The organism is Halomonas sp. PBN3 (assembly GCF_000475415.1).
GTDB classification, from domain to species: Bacteria; Pseudomonadota; Gammaproteobacteria; order Pseudomonadales; family Halomonadaceae; genus Halomonas; species Halomonas shengliensis.
Genome location: NZ_AXCA01000163.1, coordinates 156,576 through 181,272, shown reverse-complemented (window position 1 = coordinate 181,272; position 24,697 = coordinate 156,576). Strand labels below are relative to the sequence as shown.

The window sequence follows — 24,697 nt, the reverse complement described above, 5'->3', positions numbered from 1 at the left end:
GCCTTCGGCATTCAGCCGTCTGCCCCCGTGTCATGCCCCGGCCCCTCGGCGTGGACCCGCTCCACGTCGACGATGCGCGAGCGGCTCATCACGATCTTCCAGCGCTGCAGGGTGGGCGGGGACGCGCCCTGGCTCTCGCGGATCACCAGGTTGAGCAGGTGGCGCTTCTCCACCTCCTCGCGCACCACCTGGTCGCCCTCCTCCAGGCGATAGACCCGGTGGCTTCCCTTGTCCATCAGCCGGGCGATCGGTGACAGGTCGAGGCTCAGGGTCTCGCGGGTGTGGTCATAGCCGCTCAGGAAGCGGGTCGGCGACATCCGCGAGCTGGAGCGGTAGTGCAGCACCACCTCCTCACGCTGGGCCACGTTACGCTTGCGCACCCGCCGGATCTCGTCGTCGAGGCGGGCGTAGCGCTTATAGTCGAACCACTCCCGCTGGCGACCGACCACGGCATTGCGGGTGGGGTCCAGGTACTGGCGGCGCCACTTGGGCCGGCCGCGGCGCAGCAGGCGCCACAGGGTGTTGCGCAGGTCATCCTTGAACACCTCGCGCAGGGCGTAGATGCCGGCCATGGCCAGCACGAAGAGCGCGGTGATGTCGGCCAGCACGGTGCGGATCTCGAGCAGGCCCAGGGAGACGAACACCATCACCACGGCGGTGGCCAGCGCCTTGACCGCCTTCTGCTCGGCGTTGCCCAGCTCCTGGGTGGTCTGCTTGAGGGTCACCGGGTACTCGATCAGCCGGCGCAGCAGGCGCATCTTGTTGGACATCCGCGTGGGGTCGCGGGTCACCCGCTCGGAGTTGTACTCGCGCTCGCGGCGGTAGGCGTCCTCGGCGCGACAGATCGCCACCAGCCGCGCCCGCAGGGGACGGAAGCGCGCGCCCCGCGGCAGCCCGGCGAGCAGCGCCAGCAGGCGCTGCTCGGTGAACCAGGAGAGGTAGTTGTCGATGGTGGCGAAGTAGCGGTGCAGGCTCTCCTCGCTCGGCTCATGCCGGCGCAGCCGGCGCAGGATGCTCACCGCCAGGTCGGCATGCTCCGCCAGGCGCCGCTGCAGCTCCTGGTGCTCGTCCGCGGCCTCCTCCTGTCGTGCTCCCTGCCCGTTCCCGGGCTCATGGCGGCGTGCCTCCCCGGCCGCCCGGGCGCTCTTCTCGGCGCGGCGGGCGCGCCGGGCGTCGTCGATCAGCGGCTGGGTGGAGCGCTCCATGGCCACCACGTACTGGTAGGCATAGAGGCTCAGGCTCAGGCGATAGTGCTCGGGGTCGAGCTTGCCGCGCTCGGCCAGGCGACTCAGCACCAGCGGCAGGCGATAGCGGTCGCTGTAGTAGGTGCGCTTGACCTGGATCGCCGCGTGGTAGAAATCCTCCTCGGCGATCACCCGGCCGGTCAGCCCCAGCTCGCCGGGCACGAACAGGAAGAGGTCGAGGCGATGCGAGGTCTCCTCCTGCAGCACGCGGGAGATCTTGAGATGCAGGCTGTCCTGGCGTTCGACATGGATCACGCGCGGGCCTCGCTGCCGGGGTCACGCTGCCGGCGCATCACTGGGCCGGGTCGGGCGAGCCGCCGCTGCGACTCGTCTGGTGATGCGGGTCGGCGACCCCGGCCCGCCCCGGGGCGCGGCCGGCGGCATCGCGTTGGCTCGCCGCGTCGTCGCCGCGCTCGCTGGAGCCGTCCAGGCGGCCGCCGCCGCGCCCCTCCATGCTGACGCTGAGCCGCGGCACGCCGAGGTCGACGCCCTGGGCCTCCATGCGCTGCTTGAGCAGCAGGTTGAAGGCGCGCGCCACGTCCCACTGCATCTCCGGGGCGGTGCGGAAGCGCATGCGCAGGATCGGGCAGCCCTCCTCGAAGGCGTGGATGCCCTGCATCTCCAGCGGCGACCAGATGTAGTGGCGCATCATCGGGTCCTGGCGCAGCGCCTGGGCGGTCTCCTGCATCAGGGTGATGGCGTCGTCGATCGGCATGTCGTAGGGGATACGGATCTTCATCAGCGCGATGCCGAACTGGCGCGACATGTTGTGGATCGAGTCGATGCGACTGAAGGTGATGATATGCACGATGCCGTCGAGGTCGCGCAGGCGCACGGTGCGCAGGGTCAGCCCCTCCACCGTGCCCATGTGGCCATTGATCTCGACGAAATCGTCCACCGCCAGGGCGTCCTCGATCAGGATGAAGATGCCGGTGATCAGGTCCTGCACCAGGGTCTGGGCGCCGAAGCCCAGCGCCAGGCCGATCACACCGGCACCGGCCAGAAGCGGCGTGACGTTGACCCCCAGGTTGGCCAGCCCGACGATGCCGGCGATGATCACGATGGCGGTGAAGATGACGTTGCGGATCATCGGGGTGATGGTCTGGGCACGGGCCTGGTTGACCCGCCGCCCGCGGGAGCGCGCCGAGCTGGTCAGGGCGCGCTGGATGGCGGTGTCGGCGAAGATCCACGCCAGCCAGGCCAGCAGCAGGGTCAGGGCGGTGGCCAGCAGCGCCTGGCCGATGCGCGCGCTGGCCACCCCCTGGGCGCCGATGCCCAGCAGCGAGCCACTCCACACCTGCAAGGACAGCTCGGCGAAGGCCAGCCAGGTGGCCATATGGGCCAGCACATAGCCGAAGCGCTCCAGGCGCACCCGGTACTGGCTGACCCGGCGGCGGCGCTGGCGCCGCTTGCGCCGCTCGGCGTGGCGGCGCACCAGCCCGGTGACCACCAGCGCCAGCACCAGCAGCGCGGCGGAGATGATCGAGCGCGCCAGGGCGGTGCCGACGTCGCCACCGGTGACGAAGATCGCCACCAGCGAGCCCCCCACCAGCAGCAGCGCCGGCACGTGCCACAGTCGGCCCAGCACCTGGACGATGCTGGCGCCGGCGCTGGTCTCGCGGCGTTCGCGCCAGGGGCGGTTGCGGATGATGTGCTCGATGGGCCGCTTGAAGCGCAGGATGAAGCGCACGCTGAGCAGCGCCGCCAGCATGTTGGCCAGCACCGAGAGCAGGCCGGCGAGCTCGTCGCCGAGCAGGTCGGTGAGGCGCCCGGAGTTGAAGGCATCGCCCAGCGCCACCAAGGCGCCGATCACGAACAGCGGGCGCAGGGCGTGGTTCTGCACCAGCTGCACGGCGACGAAGCGGTGGCCGCGGGTGAACACCGAGACGAAGGTCTCCACGATCACCGAGAGGGTACGCCCGGCCAGCGCCACGTAGGCCACCACCAGCGCCAGCACCCGCCCGGTGCTGGGCGGCACCAGCTGGGCGATGCCCAGCACCAGGGCGAAGGCCAGCGCCCAGGGCAGCATGCGACGCAGGAAGTGCACGGTCATCAGCCAGGCCCGCGGCTCGCGGGGCAGGTCCAGGGGCCAGCCGCGGCGCCGCGCCAGCAGCCGCCCCAGGGCGATCAGGATCACCAGCAGCCCGCCCCAGATCACCAGCAGCACCGTCGCCTCCACCGCGAAGCGGATCAGGTCGGCATTGCCGGTCTCCGCCACCAGGGTACTCAGGTCCTGCCAGCCCTGGCGCAGCTGGGCCTGCCAGCGCGCCAGGGGCGAGTCACCCTCGGCCTGCTCGCCGAGGTCGCTGATGGTCTCGGCCAGCGCCCCCAGGAGCCCCTCCCGCGGGGCGATGCCGCGCTCCTCGGTGGCCTCGCCATGCACGCTCTGCAGGTCCTTGAGGCTCTCCAGCAGCTGGCCGCGCCGTTCGGCGTCCTCGAGGGTGGCGATGATCCGCTCCAGCGACTGCTGGAACGCCTGGGGGTCATGCCGCTGGTCCTCCGCGGAGGTAACCAGCCCCGGCAGGTTGACCGCCTGAGCCTGGGCGGCCAGCGGCAGCCACCAGGCACACAGCAGCACCAGGCCGAGCAGCGGCCTCCAGGCCGGGAACAAGCAACCGGAGCGGCGGTGAGGCAACATCACGTCTCCCTGTGGATGGGCAATGGGCGATAGACGATGGGGCGAAGAGGCGTCGGGGGCCTGGGGCAGTATGATACGCTCGATGGACGCCCCCATGTGACGCACAGGATGCCGACATGACGCCGCAACCGCCACCCGAACCCCGCAACTCCGACGGCGAGACGCGCCGCGTGGGGGTCGAGATCGAGTTCGCCGGCCTGCATCCCCATGACACCGCCGAGCAGGTTCGCGAGCGCTTCGGCGGCGAGGTGGTGGTGGTCAGCCCCCACCGGCTCAAGGTGGAGGGGACCCGCTGGGGCACCTTCACCATCGAGCTCGACACCCAGTACGCCCACCCCGACGCGGAGGTGCTGGAGGCCAGGCCGAAGGACGACAGCGAGTGGGAGCGCCAGCGCCACCAGATGCGCGTCGAGTTCCACAACCGCACCCGGGAGCTGATCGGCGACGTGGTCACCGGGCTCGTGCCCACCGAGATCGTCTGCCCGCCGATCCCCTGGGATGAGCTTGGCGAGCTCGACACGCTGTTCACCGCGCTGCGCGAGCATGGCGCCAAGGGCACCGAGGAGAGCCTGCTCTACGGCTTCGGCCTGCACCTCAACCCCGAGGTGCCGAGCCTCGAGGTGGCGAGCCTGCGCGACCACCTGCGCGCCTACCTGCTGCTGGCGGAGTGGCTGCGCGAGCAGATCGACGTGGACATCACCCGCGAGGTGCTGCCCCACGCCAACCCCTTCCCGAAGGCCTACGCCCTCAAGGTGCTGGCGGCGGACTACGCCCCGGACCTCGACACCCTGATCGCCGACTACCTGGCCGACAACCCGACCCGCAACCGCGAGCTCGACATGACCCCGCTGTTCGCCCACCTGCGCCCCGACTACCCCCATGAGCTGTTCCGCAACCGCCTGGTCAAGGCGCGCCCCACCTTCCACTACCGGCTGCCCGACGCCCGCCTCTCCCAGGTCGGCTGGGGCTCGACGGTGGAGTGGAACCGCTGGGTGGAGGTGGAGCGGCTGGCCGCGGACAAGGAGGCGCTGGCGCGACGCAGCGCCGAGTACGTGGCGCGTCACACCCGTTCGCCGCTGGTACGCCTGTGGCTGCGCCTGCGCCGCTGGGTGAGGCGTTCATGAGCCGGCGTCCGCTGATCGGCATCACCACCTCGGACCGCAAGAGCCAGATCGCCTGGCTCTTCGACTGGTTCGCCGTCTGGCGCCACGGCGGCCGGCCACGCCGGCTCTCTCCCTCGCGCCCCTGGCCTGAGACCCTCGACGGGCTGATCATCGGCGGCGGCGACGACATCCAGGCCCACCTCTACGACGCCGAGGTCCAGCTCGACGTGCGCGTCGACCCCCAGCGCGACGAGCTGGAGCTGGAGCTGCTCGAGACCTTCATCCCCCAAGGCACGCCGGTGCTGGGCATCTGCCGCGGCGCCCAGCTGATCAACGTCCATCTGGGCGGCACCCTGGACCCCGACATCTACACCAGCCACGAGGGGCTCAAGCGCCGGCGCACGGTGCTGCCGCGCAAGACCGTGGATATCGTCGCCGACAGCCAGCTGCATCGCATCCTGCGGGTGAGCTGGTGTCGCATCAACAGCCTCCACCACCAGGCGGTGAACCGGGCCGGGCGCGGCATCGCGATCGTCGCCCGCGACCGCGACGGCCTGGTCCAGGGCATCGAGTCCCGCGACCATGACTTCCTGATCGGCGTGCAGTGGCACCCGGAGTGGCTGATCTTCAACCGCCCGCAGCAGCGGCTGGTCCGGGCCCTGGTGGCCGCGGCCGCGCAGCGCACGGCGCAAGGCGCAGGCTGAAACGACGCCGGGGCCGCCATCGCTGGCGGCCCCGGCGCATGGGGGCGCGTGACGTGGGCGTCAGCCCTCCAGGCGGGCGTCCAGGGTGATCTCGGCGTTGAACAGCTTGGAGACCGGGCAGCCCGCCTTGGCCTTCTCGGCGGCGTCCTTGAAGGCCGCCTGGTCGGCGCCGGGGATGCTCGCCACGGTGCTCAGGTGGATGCGGGTGATGGCGAAGCCGCCGTCGACCTCCTCCAGGGCGACCTTGGCCTCGGTGGCGATGCGCTCGGCGGTGAGTCCCGCCTCGCCGAGGATCATCGACAGGGCCATGGAGTAGCAGCTCGCATGGGCGGCACCGATCAGCTCCTCGGGGTTAGAGCCGGCCTCGCCCTCGAAGCGCTTGGCGAAGCTGTAGGGCACCTCCTGGATCACGCCGCTCTGGGTGGAGACGCTGCCCTTGCCATCCTTGAGACCGCCCTGCCAGACGGCGCTGCCGGTTTTCTCGATGCTCATCTCGACTCCTTCTCTCGTCAGGGAATGCACTTGCCACTACACCATAGACCATGGGGCCGTTGCGGTCGGATGACAAGGGGGGCCAGAATGACTGGAAACGCCTTCCATAAAACCGACAAGAGGCCCTCGCCCTGCTCCCCGCTCCCCGCGTCACCCTGCCCGCCACCGCCCACGAGCCCGCCCTCGCGCTGCCCGCCATCGGCCAGGGCACCTGGTACATGGGCGAGGGGCGCGCCCCGCGCCGCGACGAGGTGCGCGCCCTGCAGCACGGCCTGGCCATGGGCCTGACGCTGATCGACACCGCCGAGATGTACGCCGACGGCGGCGCCGAGCAGGTGGTGGGCGAGGCGCTGGCCGGGCGGCGCGACGAGGCCTTCCTGGTCTCCAAGGTCTACCCCTGGAACGCCGGCCGCGAATCGGCCATCGCCGCCTGCGAGGCGAGCCTCAGGCGCCTTCGCACCGACCACCTCGACCTTTACCTGCTGCACTGGCCCGGCGATATCCCGCTGGAAGAGACCCTGGAGGCCTTCGCGCGCCTGCGCGAGGCGGGCAAGATCCGCCGCTTCGGGGTCTCCAACTTCGACGTCGACGAGCTCGCCGCCCTGAACGGCCTGCCGGGTGGCGACGCCTGCGCGGTCAACCAGGTGCTCTACCACCTGGGCTCCCGGGGCATCGAGCACTCGCTGCTGCCGTGGCAGCGCGAGCGCGGCATGCCCACCATGGCCTACTGCCCGCTGGCCCAGGCCGGCAGCCTGCGCGAGGACCTGCTCGGCCACCCAGAGGTGATGGGCATCGCCGCGCGCCACGGCATCACCCCGGCCCAGGTGCTGCTGGCCTGGGCGATCCGCCCGGTCGAGGGGCGCCGCGACGTCATCGCCATCCCCAAGGCGGCGCGCACCGAGCACGTGGAGCAGAACGCCGCCGCCCTGCATGTGCGTCTGGACGACGACGCCCTGGCCCGGCTCGACGCCGCCTTCCCGGCGCCGGCGCGCAAGGTGGCGCTGGATATCGTCTAGTCAGGAGGGCACATCATGTGCCGCTCAGTCGCCGCCGCGTAGCCGGGCCAGCGCCGCGGCGAGGGGTGCCTGGCCCACCTCGCGCAGCGCCGCCACGTTGCGCTCGGGGATCGTCTCGGGGTCCGGGTAGTGCGAGAGCGCCCGCTCCAGCCCCGCCTCGCGCAGCAGGTGCAGCATGGGGAAGGGGGAGCGATTGGTGAAGTTGGCGGGATCCGCCTCCTCGGCGTCGGCGAAGACGTAGTCCGGGTGGAAGCTCGCCAGCTGGTAGGTGCCTTCATAGCCCTGGTCGGCGAGCAGCGCCTCGGCCACGCCCAGGAAGTCCAGGTAGTCGTCGAAGGCCTCGAGGCCGGGGGTGAGCACCAGCAGGGTGGTCTCGATCGCCGGCGTCGCATCAAGGCGTTCGCACTCACTGAGCAGCGCCAGCAGGGCGGGCTCCCAGGCCGCGGCGTCCACCGCCACGTAGCGGATGCTGTCACGCTCGACCTCGCGGCCGGCGAAGGGGCAGACATTGCGGGCGACCACGAAGGTCTCCACCCACTGGCGGGTGGCGGCGAGGGGATCGACGGACGACATGGCGGGCTCACGGGATAGGGAGTGGGCCCGCAGTATAGCGCAGCCCCTGGCCGGGCTACGCTTGCGGGCCAGCCGCGCCGCCCCGCCGCGAGGCGAGCCGATCGGCCAGCCGGGTCGGCTCCGGCAGCTTGGTGCGCCCGAGGCAGCGGATCACCCAGTCGAGCGCCGTGGCAAGCGACACCCGGTGCCCGCCGGAGACGAAGATCGGCTTCACCTTGACCCGCGAGCGCAGCACCGCGCCGATCACCTCGTCGTCGGGGCCGTCGGTCAGCGGCACCCAGTCGCCCCGCTCAGGGCCCGGCTCGCCGTGATGGCCGCACAGCCGCGACTTGGCCACGCCGATGGTAGGCAGGTCGAGCCATAGCCCGAGATGCGCGGCGACGCCCAGGCGACGCGGGTGGGCGATGCCTTGGCCGTCCACCATCACCAGGTCCGGCGTCACGGCGAGCCGCGAGAAGGCACCCAGCGCCGCCGGCACCTCGCGGAAGGAGAGCAGCCCGGGGACATAGGGCATCCGCGTAGGCTCGCGATGCACCACCTCCTCCACCACCGTGAAGCCACCCTCCTCGCCCGGCGGCCAGTCCAGCACCACCACCGCCGCCCGGGTGACCTCGCCGCCCTGCTCGAAGCCGATATCCATCCCGGCGATGCGCCGCACCTCGCCGAGGCGATCCTCGCGCTCGACGCGGTCCGCCAGGCGCCGCTGCAGGGCGATGGCGTCGCGGGGCGCCAGGTTCCAGTCATGAAGCGAGGCCGATGGCATAGTGGCTCCTTAGAATGATCGAAACGGCACATAGTAAGGAGCGCTGGGGACAAGCCGAAGAGGGGGGTACCGTCGCTCCTGAACAGCCGCTCGTGAGTGACGTAGACTATCGCCCCCGGCACACAGGCAGGAAGGGAGACCTGATGAAACTGATCCACACCGCCGACTGGCACCTCGGCCAGAGCTTCCACGGCCAGGAACGCCACGCCGAGCACCGCGCCTTCCTCGCCTGGCTGCTCGACACCCTGGTGGCGCGCCAAGCCGACGCCCTGCTGGTGGCCGGCGATATCTTCGACGTGGTCAACCCGTCGCTGGCCGCCCAGGAGCTGCTCTACGACTTCATCGTCGGCGCCCACGAGCGGCTGCCGAGCCTGGATATCGTGCTGATCGCCGGCAACCACGACAGCGGTAATCGCATCGAGCTGCCCGCGCCGCTGATGCGCCGCCTGCGAACCCACGCCCTGGGACGGGTGCGCTGGCTCGACGACGGCACCCTCGACGCCGAACGCCTGCTGGTGCCGCTCACCGACGCCGCCGGCGAGACCCGCGCCTGGTGCCTGGCGCTGCCCTTCCTGCGCCCCGCCGAGGTCACCGGCGCGGCGCTGGCGAGACACGACGACGATGACGGACCCGAGGCCGCGCGCAACGACTACGTGGCCGGCATCACCCGGGTGCACCGCCAGCTGATCGCCGCCGCCGAGGCGCGCCGCGAACCGGGCCAGGCGCTGGTCGCCATGAGCCACGCCCACCTGCATGGCGCGGCGGTCTCCGAGGCCAGCGAGCGGCCCATCGTGATCGGCGGCGAGGAGTCGATCTCCGCCGCCCTCTTCCCGCCGGCGATCGCCTATGTCGCCCTAGGCCACCTGCACCGCCCCCAGCAAGTGGGCGAGGCGCGCATCCGCTACAGCGGCAGCCCCCTGCCGCTGGACTTCAGCGAGGCCGGCTACCCCCACCAGGTGGTGGCGGTGACTCTGGAGGGCGAGGCGCTAGCCGGAACCGAGACGATCCCCGTGCCGCGCCCGGTGGCCATGCACCGCATCGGCCCCGGCCCACTGGACGAGGTGCTGGCCGAGCTTGCGACACTCGATGACGACCCGGCGCTGCCGAAGGTGCAGTGGCCCTGGCTGGAGCTGCAGGTCGCACTCGAGGCGCCCATGCCGGACCTGCGCGCCCGGGTAGAGGCCGCCCTCGAGGGCCGTGCGCTGCGCCTGCTGCGCCTGGCCCGCCGCCTGCCCGAGGTGGCCGGCGGGGCGAATCCCGCCCGGGTCGACCTCGAGAGCCTGGGGCCACGCAAGCTGTTCGCGCGCACCTGGGAGCAGCGCTGGGGCGAGCCGCCGGGCGACGAGGTGCTGGCCGACTTCGATCGCCTGCGCCAGGCGGTACTCGACGCCGACGACACCCGGGAGGAGAACCACGCATGAGGATCCTCGCCCTGCGCCTGGAGAACCTGGCCTCGCTGCCCGGCCCCCTTGAGCTCGACTTCACTGCGCCGCCGCTCGGCGACGCCGGCCTGTTCGCCATCACCGGTCCCACCGGCGCCGGCAAGAGCACCCTGCTCGACGCGCTCTGCCTGGCGCTCTTCGGCAGCACGCCGCGCCTGCGCCAGGCACCCAGCCGCGACAGCCAGGTCGCCGATACCCCGGACTCCACCCTGACCACCGGCGACCCGCGCACCCTGCTGCGCCGCGGCGCCGCCGAGGGCCACGCCGAGGTGGATTTCCTGGGCCGTGACGGCCGCCGCTACCGCGCCCGCTGGGCGGTGCGCCGCGCCCGGCAGCGCGTCGACGGCCGGCTGCAGAAGGCCGAGCAGTCGCTCACTGACCTCGACACCGAGCGACTGCTCACCGCCCAGAAACGCGAGTTCGACCGCCTGCTGCCCGAACGCCTGGGGCTCGGCTTCGACCAGTTCACCCGTGCCGTGCTGCTCGCCCAGAGCGAGTTCGCCGCCTTCCTTCAGGCAGACGACAACGCCCGCAGCGACCTGCTGGAGCGCCTCACCGGCACCGCGGAGTACTCGGCGATCTCCATGGCCGCCTACCAGCGCGCCAACGCCGCCAGGAAGGCCGTCGAGGCCCTGGAGGCCCGGCTCGAGGGCGACCGGCCCGCCGAGCCCGAGACCCGCGCCGAACTGCAGCAGACGGCCGAGGCCACCCGGCAGGCGCTCACTGACCTGCAGCGCCAGGCCGCATCGCTTCAGGACCGGCGCCGCTGGCACGACGACGATGACCGGCTGCACGCGGCCTATCGCCAGGGCCTGGCCCAGCAGCAGGACGCCGAGGCCGACTGGCAGGCGCTCGGCGAGGCGCGTGCCGACCGCGAGTGGCGCCGGCGGATCGCCCCCAAGCGCCATGCGCTGGCACGTAGCGCCGCCCTGCCCGACGAGATCACCGCCCTGGAGGCGAGCCACGCCGAAACGGCGCGGGCGCTCGCCGAGGCCGAGCGTGACCAGGCCGAGGCCCGCGAGGCCCTTGATGCCCGCGAGCGCGACCTGGCCGAGGCCGCCGCGGCGCGCCGCGAGGCCGAGCCCGCCCTGCGCGAGGCCCGAGAGGAGGCCCAGCGCCTCGCCACCCACGACAGGCAGCTCGCCGACCTGGAAGCGGCCCGCACCCGGCAGCAGGCCGAGACCGAACGGCTGGCCCGGGAGCACCGCTCAGCCGATGAGGCCCAGCAGGCACGGCAGCGACGCCGCGACGACTGGCGCTCAACCCTCGAGCGGTTGGTGGGCAGTCACCCTCGCCTCGATGCCGCTCGCCAGGCCGCCCAGCAGATTCACGACGAGGCCGCCCGGCGCCACCTGGCGCTCGCTGAGCTCGCCAGCCGCTGGCAGGAGCTCGGCCGCGCGGACCAGGCCCTGGATCAGCTCACCCGCCGACTCGGCGACGATGAGACCCGCAGGAACACGCTGCTGACCGAGGGCCAGGCCGCCCGCAAGGCCCTGGACAGCGCCCAGGCCCACTTCGACAGCGTCGGCGCGCTGATCGACCGCAGCCGCGCCGTGCGCAGCGAGAGCGTGGCGCGGCTGCGCGAGGCCCTCGTCGAGGGCGAGCCCTGCCCGGTGTGCGGCGGCCACGACCACCCCTGGCGGGAGCATCCGCCGGCCACCCCGGAGGCCGCCCAGCTCGAGGCCCAGGAGGCGGAGGAAGCCCGCCAGCTCGACGCAGCCCGGAAGGCGCGCGACGCGGCCCAGCGGCGGCGCGACGAGCTTGTCGGCGAATACCGCGCCGTGGAGGCCGCCCTCGCCCGCCACCGGCAGGATCGCGAGGCGGCCGAGCGGCAGCACGAAGCCGCACGAAAGGCCCTGGAGGCGCACCCCCTGCAGCAGGAGCTCGCCGCCATCGAGGCAAACGAGCGCGACGCCTGGCTCGAGGCCGAGCGTGAGGCAAGCGAGACCCGCCGCCGCCAGGCGCGAGGGCACCTGGACGAGCTGGCCCGGGCCGAGGCGGAACTGGCCCCGCTGGAACAGGCGCTGCAGGAGGGACAGGTCGCCCTGGCGCGCCTGGTGACAGAGAAGGCGAGCGCCGACACTGTACTGGCCGAGCTGGACCAGCGGCTGCCGCCGCTGCGCGAGGAGCGTGAGCGGCTTGCCCGCGCCCTCGCCGCCCGGCTCGGCGAGCACGCCTCGCCGGATGCCTGGCAGCAGCACCTCGACGAACGCCAGGAGCAGGCCCGCCAGGCCCGCGACGCCGCCCAGGCGCGCTGGCACACGGCCCAACAGCAACAGCAGCGCCTCGCCCAAAGGGTCGAACACGCGGCCGAGCGGCTCGAGGGGCTACGCCGGGAGCGCGACACCCTCGCCCGCGAGCTCGCCGACTGGCGAGCGGCGCACCCCGAGCTGAGCGACGCCACCCTCGACCGGCTGCTCACCCAATCAGAAGAAGCGGCCCGCGACGAGGAGCGGGAGATCGAGGCCGCCGACCAGGCCCGCCAGCGCGCCGCCGCCACCCTCGCCGAGCGGCGCGACGCCCTGCTTCGCCACCGCCGCGACCAGGGCCTGGGCGAGGAGGCGGGAGAAGCGAGCCGCGAGGACGAGCGCGACGCGGCGCTGCTGAGTGACGCCGTGGACGACGAACTCCGACGCCGCCGCGAGGCGCTGGAGGTGGCCGAGTCCGAGCTTCACCCGCGCCTGGAGGCGGCACAAAAGGCTCGCGACGAGGCCGCCTTCGCCCTGAGCGACGACGATCGCCGCCGCGAGCGGCGCAAGGCCGGCCAGGCCGAACTGGAGGCCGCCCAGGCCGAGTTCCGCCGCTGGGGCCAGATCAATGAGCTGATCGGCTCCGCCGACGGCAAGGCCTTCCGACGCATCGCCCAGGCCTACAACCTCGAGCAGCTGCTGGAGCACGCCAACGCCCACCTGGCCGGGCTCAGCCGCCGCTACCGGCTGATCCGCGGCGGCAGCGAGCTCGGCCTGCTGGTGGAGGATCGCGACATGGCCGACGAGCGCCGCTCGGTGCACTCGCTCTCCGGCGGCGAGACCTTCCTGGTCTCCCTGGCCCTGGCGCTAGGGCTCGCCTCCATGGCCTCCGGCGAGCTCACCATCGAATCGCTGTTCATCGACGAAGGCTTCGGCAGCCTCGACCCGCAATCCCTGGCGCTCGCCATGGAGGCGCTCGACGGCCTTCAGGCCCTGGGCCGCCGCGTCGGCGTGATCTCCCACGTGCAGGAGATGCACGAACGCATCCCGGTGCAGATAAGAGTGGAGCCGCTGGGCAACGGCGCCAGCCGCGCGCGCATCGTCAGCGGTTGAGGGATTCCAGCCTTTCGAGAAGCTCGGGGATATGGGTCTGGATGATGCTCCAGATGGTGTCGTCATCGATGCCGAGATAAGCATGGATCAGACGGTTTCGGGTGGCGATGATCATGCGCCAGGGAATCTCGGGATTGGCTTCCCTCACCGGGTCAGGAATGCGGGTAGCTGCCTCGCCGATCAGCTCGAGATTGCGAAGGGTGGCATCGTAGGTCAGGTCGTGCTCGATGAAATCGTCCTGTGTCAGCCCTTCGGTATAGGCCACAACCTTCTCGGCAAAGCCGATCATGTCATCGATGTAGAAACGCCACTCGCGCTCAGGTCGACGTTCAGACATGCATGGCCTCGCGCTCGATGTAGGGGCGAAGCTCCGGGCGAAGCGCCTTGTCGGTCACCAGGTCAACCGGCCGCCCCAGCAGATCCTCCAGGAAGAACTGTAGGCCGAAATAGCGATCCGCCGTCGCGGGGCCATCGAAAGAGACCAGGATGTCGACATCGCTGGACGTCCCCGCCTCATCCCGCGCCACGGAGCCGAAGAGAGCCAGGTCATGAACCCCGAACTCTCGCACCATCTCGGGGAAGTGCCGCTGTAGCAGCTGCATGGTCTCCTGCCTATTGCCCATCACTTCCTCCACTGACGCGGATGGCCCAGCACTCGATAGCAAGACCCTATCATAGCACTCCGCATGAGCGGCCTACCCCTTCCAGGGCAGCGGCGGTGGCATCAGGCGCTCCTCGAAGGAGAAGCCGGCCACCCGGCCGAAACGCTCGCCGCCGGCCTCCCACTCGCGCTGGGCCGCGGCGATCTCTTCCTTGCTGTGGCCGACGAAGTTCCACCAGATCAGCACCTCCTCGCCCAGCGGCTGGCCACCGATCAGCAGCGCCCTCGCCCCCGCCGGCAGGGCCAGCTCGAGGGCGTCGCGCCCGCGGCCCAGATAGGCCAGTTCGTCCACGGCGAGCGCCTCTCCCGCCAGGCTCGGCGCCCCCTCCAAGGGCAGCAGGGCGTATTCGAAGGCGGGATTCAGCGGCAGGGTCAGGGTCGCGTCGTGCTCGGCGGCGAGGTCCATCCCCACCAGGGGCGAGAAGGTAAGCGTGGGCGCCTCGCGGCCGGCGAACTCGCCCACCAGCAACGTCAGGGTAGCGCCCGCCTCCCGCCAGACCGGCAGGTCCGGGTAGTGGTCGAACCGCGGCGCGGTATGACGATGGGCATGCGGCAGGGCGATCCATAGCTGGGCCGCGTGCAGCTGCGGGTCGTCGGGCAGCGACTGCTCGGTGTGGCTGATGCCACGACCGGCGGTCATCAGGTTGACCTGGCCCGGGCGGATCACCTGCTCGCTGCCCAGGCTGTCGCGGTGCAGCACCTCACCGGCGATCATCCAGGTGAAGGTCTGCAGGCCGATATGCGGATGGGGGCCCACCTGCATGCCGCGGCTGTCGCCCTTGAAGACCACCGGCCCGGCATGGTCCAGGAAGCACCAGGCTCCCACCAGGCGGCGCTGCCGCGAGGGCAGCGCACGGTGCAGGGGGATGCCGCCCACTTCGGCGGTGCGTGCCGGCACGTGTTGCACCTGGCGCCGCCCTTCCACCACCGGGCAGTCCAGGGACGACGACGCCGTGGCGTCCTTGATCAGGTTACTCATGGCAGCCTCCTCGCCTGTCCCGTGATGGTCTCACCATAGCCCGCCCGAGCGCTGGCGTCGCCGGGACGCCCCGGGATCAGAGGACCTCGGGTCCCGCGGGCACGATGCCGGTGGGGTTGAGCGCCTTAATCGAGTAGTAGCCCGCCTTGATGTGATCGAGGTTGACCGTCTCGGCGATGCCTTCCAGTGCCAGGAGGCGATGCATGTAGGCGTGCAGCGCCGGCATCGCGGCCAGGGTGTTGCGGTTGCACTTGAAGAGCCCGTGGTAGGCGGCATCGAAGCGCACCAGGGTCACGAAGAGGCGGATGTCGCTCTCGGTCAGGTCATCGCCGAACAGGTAGCGGCGCCCGTCGCCGAGCCGCGCCTCGAGTGCATCGAGCCTGGCGAAGACCTTGGCGTAGGCCTCGTCGTAGGCCTGCTGGCTGGAGGCGAAGCCGGCCTGGTAGACACCGTTGTTGAGGTCGCCGTAGATCTCACGGTTGAGAACATCGATCTCCGCGGCCAGGTGACCCGGGTAGAGGTTCGGGCCCCGGTCCACCAGGTGCGAGAAGGCGGTGTTGAGCATGCGCAGGATATCGGCGGATTCGTTGTTGACGATGGTGCCGGTCTTCTTGTCCCACAGCACCGGCACGGTGGCACGGCCGGAGACCTCCGGGTCGGCGCGAGTGTAGAGCTCATGCATGTAACGCGCGCCGTTGAGGCTATCCTCGTCGGCGCCGGGGAAGCCGCCGAAGCGCCAGCCCTGATCGGTGAGCCGCGGGTTGACCACGGTCACGCCGATCAGCGCCTCCAACCCCTTGAGCCGGCGCGCCATCAGGGTGCGCGAGGCCCAGGGGCAGATGTAGGCCACGTAGAGGTGATAGCGACCCGGCTCGGCCTTGAAGCCGCCGATGCCGGTGGGGCCGGGGGCACCGTCGGGGGTGATCCAGTTCCTGAAGGTCGAGGTCTGGCGAATGAAGCGCCCCTCGTCGTCCTTCGCCTGGACCGGTTGCCAGTTCTCCTGCCAGATGCCGTTGACCAGCATGTTGCGTTCTCCTGTTCATGGGGCACCCTCCGTCGTGGGAGGGTGTCCGTGGTGCCATCGTCGTCGGGCTCACATCCGCTTTGCCACCAGGCCGTCCAGCGAGAGGCGGCCGGCACCCTGAAGCGTCAGGGCCACGCTGGCGGCCAGCAGGGCGAGGGCGAACTCGTAGCCGTTGTTGGCCATGAACAGGCCGTTGCCGAGGTGCACGCTGACGATGGCCACCAGCATGGTGAAGGCGGCGGCCAGCGCCGCGGGGCGGGTCAGCAGGCCGACCATCAGGGCCAGGCCGCCGAAGAACTCGGCACCGCCAGCCAGCAGCGCCATCAGCAGGCCGGGGGCCAGGCCGATGCTCTCGAGCCACTGAGCGGTGCCGGAAAGGCCATAGCCGCCGAACCAGCCGAACAGCTTCTGGGCGCCGTGGGCGGCGAGGATCAGGCCGACCGGCAGGCGCAGGGCCAGGGCGCCATAGCCGCCGGTGGTGGTGAACAGGGTCTTGATCGCTTGGGTCTTCATGGTGTCGTCCTCATCGTCGTGTCGGGGAAGGCCGAGGCGGCGGGTGGCCTCGAGCGATGGGGCCACTCTACTCTCGCCCCATGAACGGAATAAGGGCGCCAGCGTTGCATTATTATCCTCGATGCGTTGATAATCGACCTTCCCTACCCCGCGAGGAGCCGGCCATGGACCGTCTCGATGCCATGCGCGCCTTCGTCACCGTGGTCGCCGAGGGGAGCTTCACCCGGACGGCCGAGCGCCTGGCGCTCTCCCCCCAGCTAGTCAGCAAGCATGTCTCGCAGCTGGAGCAGCACCTGGGCGTGCGCCTGCTCAACCGCACCACTCGCCGGCTGCACCTGACCGAGGCGGGCGCCGCCTACCGCCAGCGCGCCGAGCAGGTGCTGGCCGAGGTCGATGACATGGAGCAGGCGCTCGGCGAGCTGCAGGGCCAGGCCCGCGGCAGGCTGCGCATCAGCGCCCCGCTGTCGTTCGCCATCCGTCACCTGGCGCCGCTGATCAACGACTTCCAGCGCGCCCACCCGGCGGTGGACATCGACCTGCAGCTCAACGACCGCAAGGTAGATATCGTCGAGGAGGGCTTCGACATCGCCCTGCGCATCGGACGGCTCAAGAGCTCCTCGCTGATCGCCAAGCGCATCGCCCCCGTGCGCCTGGTGCTATGCGCCGCGCCCGACTACCTGAAGGCCCACGGCACCCCCGAGCAGCCCCGGGACCTCACCGGGCACCGCTTCCTGCGCTACCGCTACATGGAGGAGAGCCAGGAACCGCTGCTGAAGTGGCTGTCACGCGACGGCGGTGGGGAAAGAGAGGGAGGCGAACTGACCAGCAACAACGGCGACGTGCTGGTGGAGGCCGCCATCGGCGGGGCCGGCATCGCCCTGCAGCCGACCTTTCTGACCGGCGAGGCCATTCGCCAGGGGCGGCTGGCCATCGTGTTGCCCGAGCATGAGCCCGAGCCGCTGGGGCTCTATGCGGTGTATGCCCACCGCCAGCTGCTGGCCAGCAAGGTGCGCCACTTCGTGGACTTCCTGGAGGGGTACTTCGGCGACCCGCCCTACTGGGATCGCTTCTGAGGGTCCCGGCAGGCCGGGCCGTCCCCCACGACGACCCGGTCACGGCCGCCACGCTTGGCGCGGTAGCTCGCGGCATCGGCGCGGGCCAGGACGTCACCGACGGCAGCGTCGTCGGGATGCACCTGGCTCACGCCGATGCTGGCGGTGACGAACCACTGCTCTCCCTCATGCGCCACCGGGTGGGCGGCGATACGGACCCGTAACGCCTCGGCGAGGGTCTGCGCCTGCTCGGCGCCGCAACCGCTCAGCAACACGGCAAACTCGTCACCCCCCTGGCGGGCGGCATGATCGTTGCTGCGCACCACGCCCCGTATCGTCTCCCCCACCTGCTGCAGCATGCGATCGCCCAGGGCGTGGCCGCCCTGGTCATTGATCGGCTTGAAGTGGTCGAGATCGAAGAGCAGCACCGCGGTGGGTGTGCCGACCTTCTGGCACTCGACCAGAGCCTCCTCGAGGCGGCGAAGCAGACCGCGCCGATTGAGCAGCCCGGTCAGCGGATCGTGCTCTGCCTCCCACCGCCGCAGGGTGTCGTCATGGCGATGCTGGGTGATATCGCGTACGGCACCGACGATGCCGATGAACTTGCCATCGACATGAATCGCACCGGCATGCACATCCAGCCAGCGTGACTCCCCGTCGTCGTCCCGTATACGGAACTGGCGGACGAAATCGTGGCGCTGGGCCAGGCTGTGGCGCCAGGCATCACGCACGGCGGGGCGATCCTCGGGATGGAGGCGCTCGCTCCAGGTGGCCAGATCGAGAGGCAAGTCGCCCCCCAGCAGCCGGCGCAGGGCGTCATTGGTGAAGGTCACCCTGCCCTGCGGGTCCGTCACGAACATCCCCTGGGGAGAGGCCGCCAGCGTGCCGCGCAGCAGCGCCTCGCGCTCCATCAGGTCGCTCAGGCTGGCGCGCCGGGCGCGCTCGGTCTCGTTGATCACCTCGATCACTCGCCGCAGCTCCGGCATGCGGGTCGGGATCTCCAGCCGTTGCCGCCGCTCGCCCTGAAGCTCGCGGACCTGCTCGGCGAGGTGCGCCAACGGACGCAGCGCCAGCCAGATCAACCCTCCCACCAGGGGCAGGACCAATATCAGCACGCCCCAGGCATAGAAGGAAACGCGTCGCATGCCGGCCACCAGCGGCGCTTCCGCCTGCGACTGGGGCAGGTGGACCCCCACGATCCAGTCGGCCGGCCAGATCTGGCGATACGCCACCAGCTGTGGCTCGCCGGGAACCGACTGGTCCTGGCTCTCGCCCTCCCAGCCATACAGCGCCCTCTCGAGCGCCGGAGCGAGCCGGTCGGGAAGGTCGACGATGGCCTGCTGCTGGCGCGGGTGGTAGAGCCGCTGGCCGGACGCGGTGGTGACGGTGACGTAGCCGCTGTCGCCCAGGCGCAGGCGCTCGAAGCTCTTGAAGAGCCGACTCTCCCGGATATTGACCAGCCCTCCCAGGAAGCCGGTGTACTGCCCCTCGTCGTCATGCAGTGGAACCAGCATCATCACCAGGGGGTTACCGGTGATGCGGCCCACGAAGGGCTCGCTGACGAGCGGGCGCCGGAAGGCGTTCATGAAACGCGCATAGTCCCGGTCGGAGACAGTGACACCCACGCTGCCTTCGCCCGCTGGCCAGGCATCGACGATCCGGCTGTCGCGATTGGAAAGGACCAGGCCCTCGAAGAGGTGGGCCAGGCTGTGGGCATGCTGGACGTCAAGAGCCCCCTCACGGGGCTCGGGAATCCTGCTAGCCAGCTGCACCAGCTCCTCCAGTCGCAGGCCGACCTGGTTGGTGATGGCGTTGCTGATCAACTCGGCTTCATAGCGGAGATGCTGGTGGTTCGTTTCATCCACCAGGAGACGCCCCGCCTGCCAGCTCAGGGTGAGAAGGGTCACGCACAGCAGCCCCCACAGCACCGCGGCACCGACCAGCAGACGCCCGCGCAGGGTCATCAGGGGGAACGTCAGGGAACGCACGAGAGGTGCAAGGAGGCGCGATCGGGCACCACGCCCCCCAAGATTAGATTTCGCTGTCATGAGCCCTATGCTGCATGAGAATAGCGCCAGGCTCCAGCGCGGGCCTGGCGCACGGCATCCCATCCCATGACGGCAGGCAACGCTGTCATTGCCGCCGACGTCTCCTCAGGCGCCGTGGTAGCCATCCTCCTCGGGGCTCTCGTGCTCGCCCTGGGGCAGCTCGGCGACCCACTCTCGGGCGGCGGCGTACTCGCGATGCGGGAAGGTACGGATCTCGATCGCCTTGAACAGGCGATCCTCGAGATGGGCGATATGCTTGACCCACTCCTTGTCGGTGATCACCGCGGCGCGGTGGTAGCGCGACAGGTCGCCGAGCTGGGTGAGGCCGTAGCCGACATCCTTGAGCAGCGCGGTAAGGGTCATCCAGCGCAATCCGTCGAGCTCGGCCAGCAGGCTGACACGGGGATGGTCGCGCTTGGCGGCCTCGATGGCATCGATGGCCCGCTGCAGCTCCCGGCCGGTCACCACGCCGCCGACCTTCATGGCCACGACGTGCGGTGCCGAGTGAGTGATGAACTCCAACATGGAAATCTCCCTGGTCGCTCTGCGTATAGGGGGTGAGCCTGCCTTCAGCATAGCCGCTGACGGCGCGGCCGAAACGGCAGGCCCGCAAGCCCCGATGTGTTCGCCCGCAACCCCGAGGTTTACCCGGGGCTCGCCTGGCTCTACCTCTACAACCCCGACGTGAGCGGCCACGCGGCGATTCGCGAGGGCGGCTGGTGGCCCTGAACGGCCGCCGGCACCCCTGCAGCGCACCTTAACGATGACGGCCTCGCCGCCTCTAGCCTCCAGTTCGATTACGTGCGGTTCTCGGGCGGACCTTTCCACGCGGAAGGTCTCGGTGTCGGGCACTCAGCGTGAAAGGAATGGAAGTGCCATGACCTGTTCCCGCAGCGCCAACTTCGCCAGCTCGAGCGACTCCCGCCAGGCACGGCACGCCTCGGCTTCCTCAGGCAGGTCATCGGCGAAGGCCGCGATCCAGACCTGACGGGTACCGAGGTCCTGGAAGTCGCCGAGCAGGGTCTGGCGACCCTTGAGCCGGCTCAGCAGGTCACGCGACCGCCGGGGTCCAGCCCCAGGTCGGCGGCGGTGCGCTCAAGGACCCGTTCGGTGGCCTCCCGGGCGGCCTCCGGCTGGCGCAGGCGAATGGCGTCCAGTAGCTGGCGGTGGCGCGCCAGGCTGTCCGCCAGGGAGTCCGCCTGGTGATGGGAGCGCTGGATCAGGGCGATGATGGAGGGGCGCAGCAGCCGGCCCATCTGGCGCCATACCAGGTTGTGGCTGGCGCGGTAGATGGCGTCGTGAAAGGCCACGTCATGCTCGGCGTGCTCCTCGCGGCGCGCCGGGGCGGCGGCGCTGTCGCACATGCCCTCGAAGGCGCGCTCGATGTTGGCCAGGTCCTGGTCGGTGGCCGACAGCGCCGCCAGCTCACTGATGAAGGGCTCCGCGGAGAGGCGGAAGGCGAACACCTCCCTGACCAGCTGGGGGTGGGGCGCCTCGAGGCCTGCCATCCACTCGCTCATCTGGGGGTCGAGCAGGTTCCACTCCTCGAGCGGACGCACCACGGTACCGCGCCCGGCGGTGCGCTCGATCAGGCCGTTGCTGGTCAGCTCGGCCAGGGCATTGCGGACGCGGTTGCGACTGACCCCGAAGTGCTCGCACAGGTCGAGCTCGCGGGGAAAGAGGTCCCCGCTGCCCCAGCGGCCCGACAGAATGGCATGGGCCAGGATGGTGGCCAGGGCGCGTGAGCCACCCGACTTCGGGGCAAGCGGCAGTTCCGACAGGGACATCGACAGGACCTCTTGGGGAAAGGGGGCAACACCCTACTTAATGTCAGATATTTACCGCAAGCATCGTGCGCGACATCACCCAGCGCAAGCAAGCCGAGGAGCGCGTCACCACCATGGCCATCACCGACGGCCTCACCGGCATCCTCAACCGCCAGGAGTTCGGCCGGCTGCTGGAGAAGGAGATGGCCCGTGCCAGCCGCTACGCCTCGCCGCTGTCGCTGATCATGTATGACCTCGACCATTTCAAGCGCATCAACGACCGCTTCGGCGTGGCAGAGATGGTGCCCGGCGAGGACTCCCGGTCGCTGGCCCAGCGGGTGGACGAGGCGCTCTACCGGGCCAAGGCGCTGGGCCGCAACCGGGTCGAGTCATGAATCGAAGTAGCTGGAGCTCGCCAGGCGCAGCCGCGCCTCTCGGCGAGCGGTGTGCCAGCGGTAACCCAGCGCCAGGATCAGGATCAGCCCCACTACGCCCAGCATCGGGTAGACGGTACCGATCAACGCGCTGAAGCCAAACTGGCTCAGCACCAGGCCCACCCCGGTGAAGAGTACACTGAGCACCTTGAAGCGGGAGGTCTCGGGCGCGGCGAAGCGGGCGGTGAAGGCGAAGAACATGCCCACGGCGGTGCTGTAGATCATGCAGATCAGGGCCAGGGACATGAGCAATGCCACGGCCGGCGAGAGCGCACTGGCCAGCATCAGTGACGGCATCTCAACATCGACCAGGCGGTCGAGGTTGGCGAAGAGTCCCACATTGAGCAGGAAGATCAGCACGCCCAGGCCCACGCCACCCAGGACGCCGCCCAGCGCCGCCTGCCGGGAATCCTCGGTCAGCCCGCCGATCACCGAGAGCATCGGGAAGCCCACGGCGATGTTGAAGGAGGCGTAGAGCAGCGCCCCGACGAACCAGTGAGAGACCGGCCAGCCGTCGCTGATGGTGGCGACCTCCCCTGAGGCGGCATTCAGGGCGTCCAGCGTGGCATCGCTGGCGAAGAAGGAGTAGACGGTGATGGTCATCACCAGCAGCAGTAGCACCGGCATGATCGCGCTGATCAGGTTGATGATACCACGCACCCGCAGGCAGAGGGTGGCGATCACCAGCACGCTGAGCAGTACCCCGCCGAACAGCGGATGCATGCCGTACTGCTGGGCGAAGATGGAGCCACTGCCGGCCAGCATCACCACGCCCACGCCGAACAGGAAGAAGGAGAGCACCAGATCGATGGCAAGCCCCGCGCGACGACCGAAGAGCGCCACCAGCACCTCCTTGTGGGAACGTGCCTGCAGGCTTGAGCTCATGCGCGCGATCTGCATGCCCAGGAAGGCGAACAACAGTCCGCTGACCAGGGTCCCGGCCACGCCGACCAGGCCGTAACCGGTGAAGAACTGCAGGACCTCCTGCCCGGAGGCGAAGCCGCCGCCGACGATAATCGACATGAAGGTCATGGCGATCAGGAAGGGCTGTTTATTCATGCTATCGATACCTCATTGTGCCGGAGGCGCCCGCACGGGAGCGGGGCCGAACTCATGGGGGAAACCACACGCGGGTGGCCCCGAATCGCATTGAAGGTGCCAGCTGCCGCAAGGCGGCGACGCTGTCGGTCATTCGTGGGCGCGAAGTATACGATAGGAAACTTGGTTTATTATAATGAACCCTCTCTACCTTCGACCAAAGTCGACAGGCCAATCATCTACAGAAAAGGCAGTGGTGCATCATGTATAAGCTGCCAGATGCCTGAGCTGGCGACGGATTTCCTGCAGCGAGACGCGATACCCTGGGGTGTTGCCAATGACCTGATCCCCTGCCACTGGAGCGCAAGAGGAGCCCCACATGCCAGCCGCCCCGCCACAGACCACGCGCAGCCTGTTGATCACCGGCTGCTCCAGCGGCATCGGCCATGCCGCGGCCCACGCCATGGCCGAGCGGAGCTGGCGGGTCTTCGCCACGGCGCGCCGGGACGAGGATGTCGCCCGGCTGCGCGAAGAGGGTTTCGAAGCGTTGTCCCTGGACCTGGCCAGCAGCGCCTCCATCGAGTTAGCGGTCGCTGAGGTGGCGAAGCGCACCGACGGCCGGCTGACGGCGCTGTTCAACAACGGTGCCTATGGCCAGCCCGGCGCGGTCGAGGACCTCTCCCGCGAGGTGCTGAGAGCGCAGCTCGAGACCAACCTGCTCGGCACCCATGAGCTCACCACCAGGGTGCTGCCGATGATGCGCGCCCAGGGGCACGGGCGCATCGTGCACAACAGCTCGGTGCTGGGCTTCGCCGCCCTGCCCTACCGCGGCGCCTACGTCTGCTCCAAGTTCGCCCTCGAGGGGCTCGCCGACACCCTGCGCCAGGAGCTCACCGGCAGTGGTATCCATGTCAGCCTGATCCAGCCCGGCCCCATCACCAGCCGCTTTCGCGAGAACGCCCACCGCGCCTTCCGCGCCAACATCGACACCGAGCACAGCGCCCATGCCGAGACCTATCGCAAGGTGGAGGCGCGCCTGGCCAGCCAGGACGGCAAGGGCCCCTTCACCCTGGGCCCCGAGGCGGTGGTGGCCAAGCTGATCCACGCCCTGGAGCACCCGCGACCCAGGCCCCGCTACGCGGTGACCCTGCCCACCCACCTCTTCGCCGCCCTCAGGCGGGTACTGGGTACCCGCGGCATGGACAGAGTGCTGCTGCGCGCGACGCGGGATGAACGGGAATGAATGCCCGGGCAATCCGCCACGCTGAGCATGCCTTGCCGCACAACCTTGATGCGCATAGGCTATACGCATCGTCCATCTCGACGAGAGATCGCACCATGTCGCCACTCTTCGATGTCACGGCACCCAAGAAGGCCACCAACGTCAGCATCAACAGCGACCTGCTCCAACGCGCAAGGCACCTGGGGATCAACCTCTCAGCCACCTTCGAAAGCGCGCTGACGGAAAAGGTACGTGAAGAGCAACGCGACAAATGGCAACGGGAAAACAGCGATGCCATTCGGGCCTACAACCAGTTCGTCGAAGAGAACGGCACCTTCGGTGATGACGAGCGGCAGTTCTGATGGCCCAGTACCACGCCTACGAGAACCGGAATCCAGCCTCGCGGCGTCGTTACCCCTACCTTCTCGATATACAGAGCAACCTGCTCGGCGAGCTGCGCACCACCGTGGTCGTGCCGCTCTGCCCTGTCGGCATCGCCGAAAGCCTGCAAATCTCCCACCTGAACCCCAGTATCGAGATCGACGACGAACGCTATATCGCCTTGACGCAGGAGCTCGCCGGGATGGAAAGGAAGCGTCTCGGTAAGGCGGTACATGATCTCGGCCGCTATCGTGACCAGATCATGGCCGCCGTCGATTTCCTGGTGACAGGCATCTGAACCG

Annotated in this window: 24 protein-coding genes; 10 read left to right on the top strand and 14 right to left on the bottom strand. The window is 69.9% G+C overall.

The genetic code is table 11. The features are described from left to right. Positions 1-11: 11 nt before the first annotated feature. Both Q673_RS29560 and Q673_RS29555 read right to left on the bottom strand, forming a co-directional pair. Positions 12-1,499, bottom strand: coding sequence for a hypothetical protein (locus Q673_RS29560; RefSeq protein WP_023006346.1), 1,488 nt, complete (start codon positions 1,497-1,499; stop codon positions 12-14). 37 nt (positions 1,500-1,536) lie between these two features. After that, positions 1,537-3,882, bottom strand: a complete 2,346-nt coding sequence (locus Q673_RS29555) for a mechanosensitive ion channel domain-containing protein (protein ID WP_031218296.1) — start codon at positions 3,880-3,882, stop codon at positions 1,537-1,539. Positions 3,883-3,998: 116 nt separating this feature from the next. On the opposite strand from Q673_RS29555, the gene Q673_RS29550 reads away from it, so the two are divergent. Both Q673_RS29550 and Q673_RS29545 read left to right on the top strand, forming a co-directional pair. Beyond that, entirely contained in the window at positions 3,999-5,006 is a 1,008-nt protein-coding gene (locus Q673_RS29550) for an amidoligase family protein (protein WP_023006344.1), read from the top strand. Further along, positions 5,003-5,689 carry a gamma-glutamyl-gamma-aminobutyrate hydrolase family protein gene (locus Q673_RS29545; protein ID WP_023006343.1) on the top strand — a complete coding sequence of 229 codons (687 nt, stop codon included), beginning with the start codon at positions 5,003-5,005 and terminating at the stop codon, positions 5,687-5,689. Before Q673_RS29550 ends, Q673_RS29545 begins: the two co-directional genes overlap by 4 nt. Positions 5,690-5,749: 60 nt before the next feature. Here the strand turns inward: Q673_RS29545 and Q673_RS29540 are convergent, their stop codons facing one another. Beyond that, a complete protein-coding gene (locus tag Q673_RS29540) occupies positions 5,750-6,181 on the bottom strand; it encodes an OsmC family protein (protein WP_023006342.1) in 432 nt (143 codons plus the stop codon). Positions 6,182-6,312: 131 nt separating this feature from the next. Here Q673_RS29540 and Q673_RS29535 point away from each other — a divergent pair, with 131 nt between their 5' ends. Then, entirely contained in the window at positions 6,313-7,197 is an 885-nt protein-coding gene (locus Q673_RS29535) for an aldo/keto reductase (RefSeq protein WP_081712038.1), read from the top strand. Between the two features lie 24 nt (positions 7,198-7,221). Here the strand turns inward: Q673_RS29535 and Q673_RS29530 are convergent, their stop codons facing one another. Both Q673_RS29530 and nfi read right to left on the bottom strand, forming a co-directional pair. Beyond that, positions 7,222-7,770, bottom strand: a complete 549-nt coding sequence (locus tag Q673_RS29530; RefSeq protein ID WP_023006340.1) for a DUF1415 domain-containing protein — start codon at positions 7,768-7,770, stop codon at positions 7,222-7,224. A 55-nt stretch (positions 7,771-7,825) separates the two neighbouring features. Continuing rightward, on the bottom strand, positions 7,826-8,533 hold the full coding sequence (gene nfi / locus Q673_RS29525) for a deoxyribonuclease V (protein ID WP_023006339.1): 708 nt from the start codon (positions 8,531-8,533) through the stop codon (positions 7,826-7,828). A gap of 143 nt (positions 8,534-8,676) precedes the next feature. Between nfi and Q673_RS29520 the strand changes: the two genes are divergently transcribed. Further along, positions 8,677-9,954 carry an exonuclease SbcCD subunit D C-terminal domain-containing protein gene (locus Q673_RS29520; RefSeq protein WP_023006338.1) on the top strand — a complete coding sequence of 426 codons (1,278 nt, stop codon included), beginning with the start codon at positions 8,677-8,679 and terminating at the stop codon, positions 9,952-9,954. After that, positions 9,951-13,277 (top strand): AAA family ATPase, encoded by a 3,327-nt coding sequence (locus Q673_RS29515; protein WP_023006337.1) that lies wholly within the window; start codon positions 9,951-9,953, stop codon positions 13,275-13,277. The genes Q673_RS29520 and Q673_RS29515 overlap by 4 nt, the downstream gene beginning before the upstream one ends. On the opposite strand, the gene Q673_RS29510 is transcribed toward Q673_RS29515, so the two are convergent. The 5 genes from Q673_RS29510 to Q673_RS29490 form a co-directional block, all read right to left on the bottom strand. After that, positions 13,267-13,614: a HepT-like ribonuclease domain-containing protein gene (locus Q673_RS29510; RefSeq protein ID WP_023006336.1), complete on the bottom strand. Its 348-nt coding sequence runs from the start codon at positions 13,612-13,614 to the stop codon at positions 13,267-13,269. The two genes, Q673_RS29515 and Q673_RS29510, sit on opposite strands and share 11 nt — an antisense overlap. Beyond that, on the bottom strand, positions 13,607-13,900 hold the full coding sequence (locus Q673_RS29505) for a nucleotidyltransferase family protein (RefSeq protein ID WP_023006335.1): 294 nt from the start codon (positions 13,898-13,900) through the stop codon (positions 13,607-13,609). The genes Q673_RS29510 and Q673_RS29505 overlap by 8 nt, the downstream gene beginning before the upstream one ends. Positions 13,901-13,972: 72 nt before the next feature. After that, on the bottom strand, positions 13,973-14,917 hold the full coding sequence (locus tag Q673_RS29500) for a pirin family protein (protein WP_023006334.1): 945 nt from the start codon (positions 14,915-14,917) through the stop codon (positions 13,973-13,975). Between the two features lie 76 nt (positions 14,918-14,993). Further along, complete coding sequence (locus Q673_RS29495) at positions 14,994-15,941, bottom strand: glutathione S-transferase family protein (RefSeq protein ID WP_023006333.1); 948 nt, start codon at positions 15,939-15,941, stop codon at positions 14,994-14,996. Positions 15,942-16,010: 69 nt separating this feature from the next. Continuing rightward, positions 16,011-16,454 carry a DoxX family protein gene (locus Q673_RS29490; RefSeq protein WP_031218288.1) on the bottom strand — a complete coding sequence of 148 codons (444 nt, stop codon included), beginning with the start codon at positions 16,452-16,454 and terminating at the stop codon, positions 16,011-16,013. A 164-nt stretch (positions 16,455-16,618) separates the two neighbouring features. On the opposite strand from Q673_RS29490, the gene Q673_RS29485 reads away from it, so the two are divergent. Then, on the top strand, positions 16,619-17,527 hold the full coding sequence (locus tag Q673_RS29485; RefSeq protein WP_023006331.1) for a LysR family transcriptional regulator: 909 nt from the start codon (positions 16,619-16,621) through the stop codon (positions 17,525-17,527). Here Q673_RS29485 and Q673_RS29480 read toward each other — a convergent pair. The 3 genes from Q673_RS29480 to Q673_RS29470 form a co-directional block, all read right to left on the bottom strand. After that, positions 17,509-19,494, bottom strand: a complete 1,986-nt coding sequence (locus Q673_RS29480) for a sensor domain-containing diguanylate cyclase (protein WP_161629676.1) — start codon at positions 19,492-19,494, stop codon at positions 17,509-17,511. The genes Q673_RS29485 and Q673_RS29480 overlap by 19 nt on opposite strands. 165 nt (positions 19,495-19,659) lie before the next feature. Further along, positions 19,660-20,079, bottom strand: a complete 420-nt coding sequence (locus Q673_RS29475; protein ID WP_023006329.1) for an STAS/SEC14 domain-containing protein — start codon at positions 20,077-20,079, stop codon at positions 19,660-19,662. A 518-nt stretch (positions 20,080-20,597) separates the two neighbouring features. Continuing rightward, positions 20,598-21,341, bottom strand: a complete 744-nt coding sequence (locus Q673_RS29470; protein WP_023006327.1) for a FadR/GntR family transcriptional regulator — start codon at positions 21,339-21,341, stop codon at positions 20,598-20,600. 65 nt (positions 21,342-21,406) lie between these two features. Between Q673_RS29470 and Q673_RS29465 the strand changes: the two genes are divergently transcribed. Then, on the top strand, positions 21,407-21,715 hold the full coding sequence (locus Q673_RS29465) for a GGDEF domain-containing protein (RefSeq protein WP_023006326.1): 309 nt from the start codon (positions 21,407-21,409) through the stop codon (positions 21,713-21,715). Here the strand turns inward: Q673_RS29465 and Q673_RS29460 are convergent. Beyond that, positions 21,710-22,813 (bottom strand): YkvI family membrane protein, encoded by a 1,104-nt coding sequence (locus Q673_RS29460; RefSeq protein ID WP_023006325.1) that lies wholly within the window; start codon positions 22,811-22,813, stop codon positions 21,710-21,712. The two genes, Q673_RS29465 and Q673_RS29460, sit on opposite strands and share 6 nt — an antisense overlap. Positions 22,814-23,171: 358 nt before the next feature. Here Q673_RS29460 and Q673_RS29455 point away from each other — a divergent pair, with 358 nt between their 5' ends. The 3 genes from Q673_RS29455 (at position 23,172) to Q673_RS29445 (ending at position 24,693) form a co-directional block, all read left to right on the top strand. Then, positions 23,172-24,035: an SDR family oxidoreductase gene (locus Q673_RS29455; protein WP_023006324.1), complete on the top strand. Its 864-nt coding sequence runs from the start codon at positions 23,172-23,174 to the stop codon at positions 24,033-24,035. A gap of 95 nt (positions 24,036-24,130) precedes the next feature. After that, positions 24,131-24,376 carry a type II toxin-antitoxin system CcdA family antitoxin gene (locus tag Q673_RS29450; protein ID WP_023006323.1) on the top strand — a complete coding sequence of 82 codons (246 nt, stop codon included), beginning with the start codon at positions 24,131-24,133 and terminating at the stop codon, positions 24,374-24,376. After that, the gene (locus Q673_RS29445) at positions 24,376-24,693 is read left to right on the top strand and encodes a CcdB family protein (RefSeq protein WP_023006322.1); all 318 of its coding nucleotides are present in this window, start codon (positions 24,376-24,378) and stop codon (positions 24,691-24,693) included. Before Q673_RS29450 ends, Q673_RS29445 begins: the two co-directional genes overlap by 1 nt. Positions 24,694-24,697: the final 4 nt, after the last annotated feature.

Bases quoted from the DNA above. Each gene is read 5' to 3' on its own strand.
- Q673_RS29545 (WP_023006343.1), top strand. From the start codon at position 5,003: ATGAGCCGGCGTCCGCTGATCGGCATCACCACCTCGGACCGCAAGAGC.
- Q673_RS29455 (WP_023006324.1), top strand. From the start codon at position 23,172: ATGCCAGCCGCCCCGCCACAGACCACGCGCAGCCTGTTGATCACCGGC.
- nfi (WP_023006339.1), bottom strand. From the start codon at position 8,533: ATGCCATCGGCCTCGCTTCATGACTGGAACCTGGCGCCCCGCGACGCC.
- Q673_RS29460 (WP_023006325.1), bottom strand. From the start codon at position 22,813: ATGAATAAACAGCCCTTCCTGATCGCCATGACCTTCATGTCGATTATC.
- Q673_RS29505 (WP_023006335.1), bottom strand. From the start codon at position 13,900: ATGGGCAATAGGCAGGAGACCATGCAGCTGCTACAGCGGCACTTCCCC.
- Q673_RS29485 (WP_023006331.1), top strand. From the start codon at position 16,619: ATGGACCGTCTCGATGCCATGCGCGCCTTCGTCACCGTGGTCGCCGAG.
- Q673_RS29475 (WP_023006329.1), bottom strand. From the start codon at position 20,079: ATGTTGGAGTTCATCACTCACTCGGCACCGCACGTCGTGGCCATGAAG.
- Q673_RS29450 (WP_023006323.1), top strand. From the start codon at position 24,131: ATGTCGCCACTCTTCGATGTCACGGCACCCAAGAAGGCCACCAACGTC.
- Q673_RS29520 (WP_023006338.1), top strand. From the start codon at position 8,677: ATGAAACTGATCCACACCGCCGACTGGCACCTCGGCCAGAGCTTCCAC.
- Q673_RS29515 (WP_023006337.1), top strand. From the start codon at position 9,951: ATGAGGATCCTCGCCCTGCGCCTGGAGAACCTGGCCTCGCTGCCCGGC.
- Q673_RS29510 (WP_023006336.1), bottom strand. From the start codon at position 13,614: ATGTCTGAACGTCGACCTGAGCGCGAGTGGCGTTTCTACATCGATGAC.
- Q673_RS29550 (WP_023006344.1), top strand. From the start codon at position 3,999: ATGACGCCGCAACCGCCACCCGAACCCCGCAACTCCGACGGCGAGACG.
- Q673_RS29500 (WP_023006334.1), bottom strand. From the start codon at position 14,917: ATGAGTAACCTGATCAAGGACGCCACGGCGTCGTCGTCCCTGGACTGC.
- Q673_RS29470 (WP_023006327.1), bottom strand. From the start codon at position 21,341: ATGTCCCTGTCGGAACTGCCGCTTGCCCCGAAGTCGGGTGGCTCACGC.
- Q673_RS29555 (WP_031218296.1), bottom strand. From the start codon at position 3,882: ATGTTGCCTCACCGCCGCTCCGGTTGCTTGTTCCCGGCCTGGAGGCCG.
- Q673_RS29495 (WP_023006333.1), bottom strand. From the start codon at position 15,941: ATGCTGGTCAACGGCATCTGGCAGGAGAACTGGCAACCGGTCCAGGCG.
- Q673_RS29490 (WP_031218288.1), bottom strand. From the start codon at position 16,454: ATGAAGACCCAAGCGATCAAGACCCTGTTCACCACCACCGGCGGCTAT.
- Q673_RS29530 (WP_023006340.1), bottom strand. From the start codon at position 7,770: ATGTCGTCCGTCGATCCCCTCGCCGCCACCCGCCAGTGGGTGGAGACC.
- Q673_RS29445 (WP_023006322.1), top strand. From the start codon at position 24,376: ATGGCCCAGTACCACGCCTACGAGAACCGGAATCCAGCCTCGCGGCGT.
- Q673_RS29540 (WP_023006342.1), bottom strand. From the start codon at position 6,181: ATGAGCATCGAGAAAACCGGCAGCGCCGTCTGGCAGGGCGGTCTCAAG.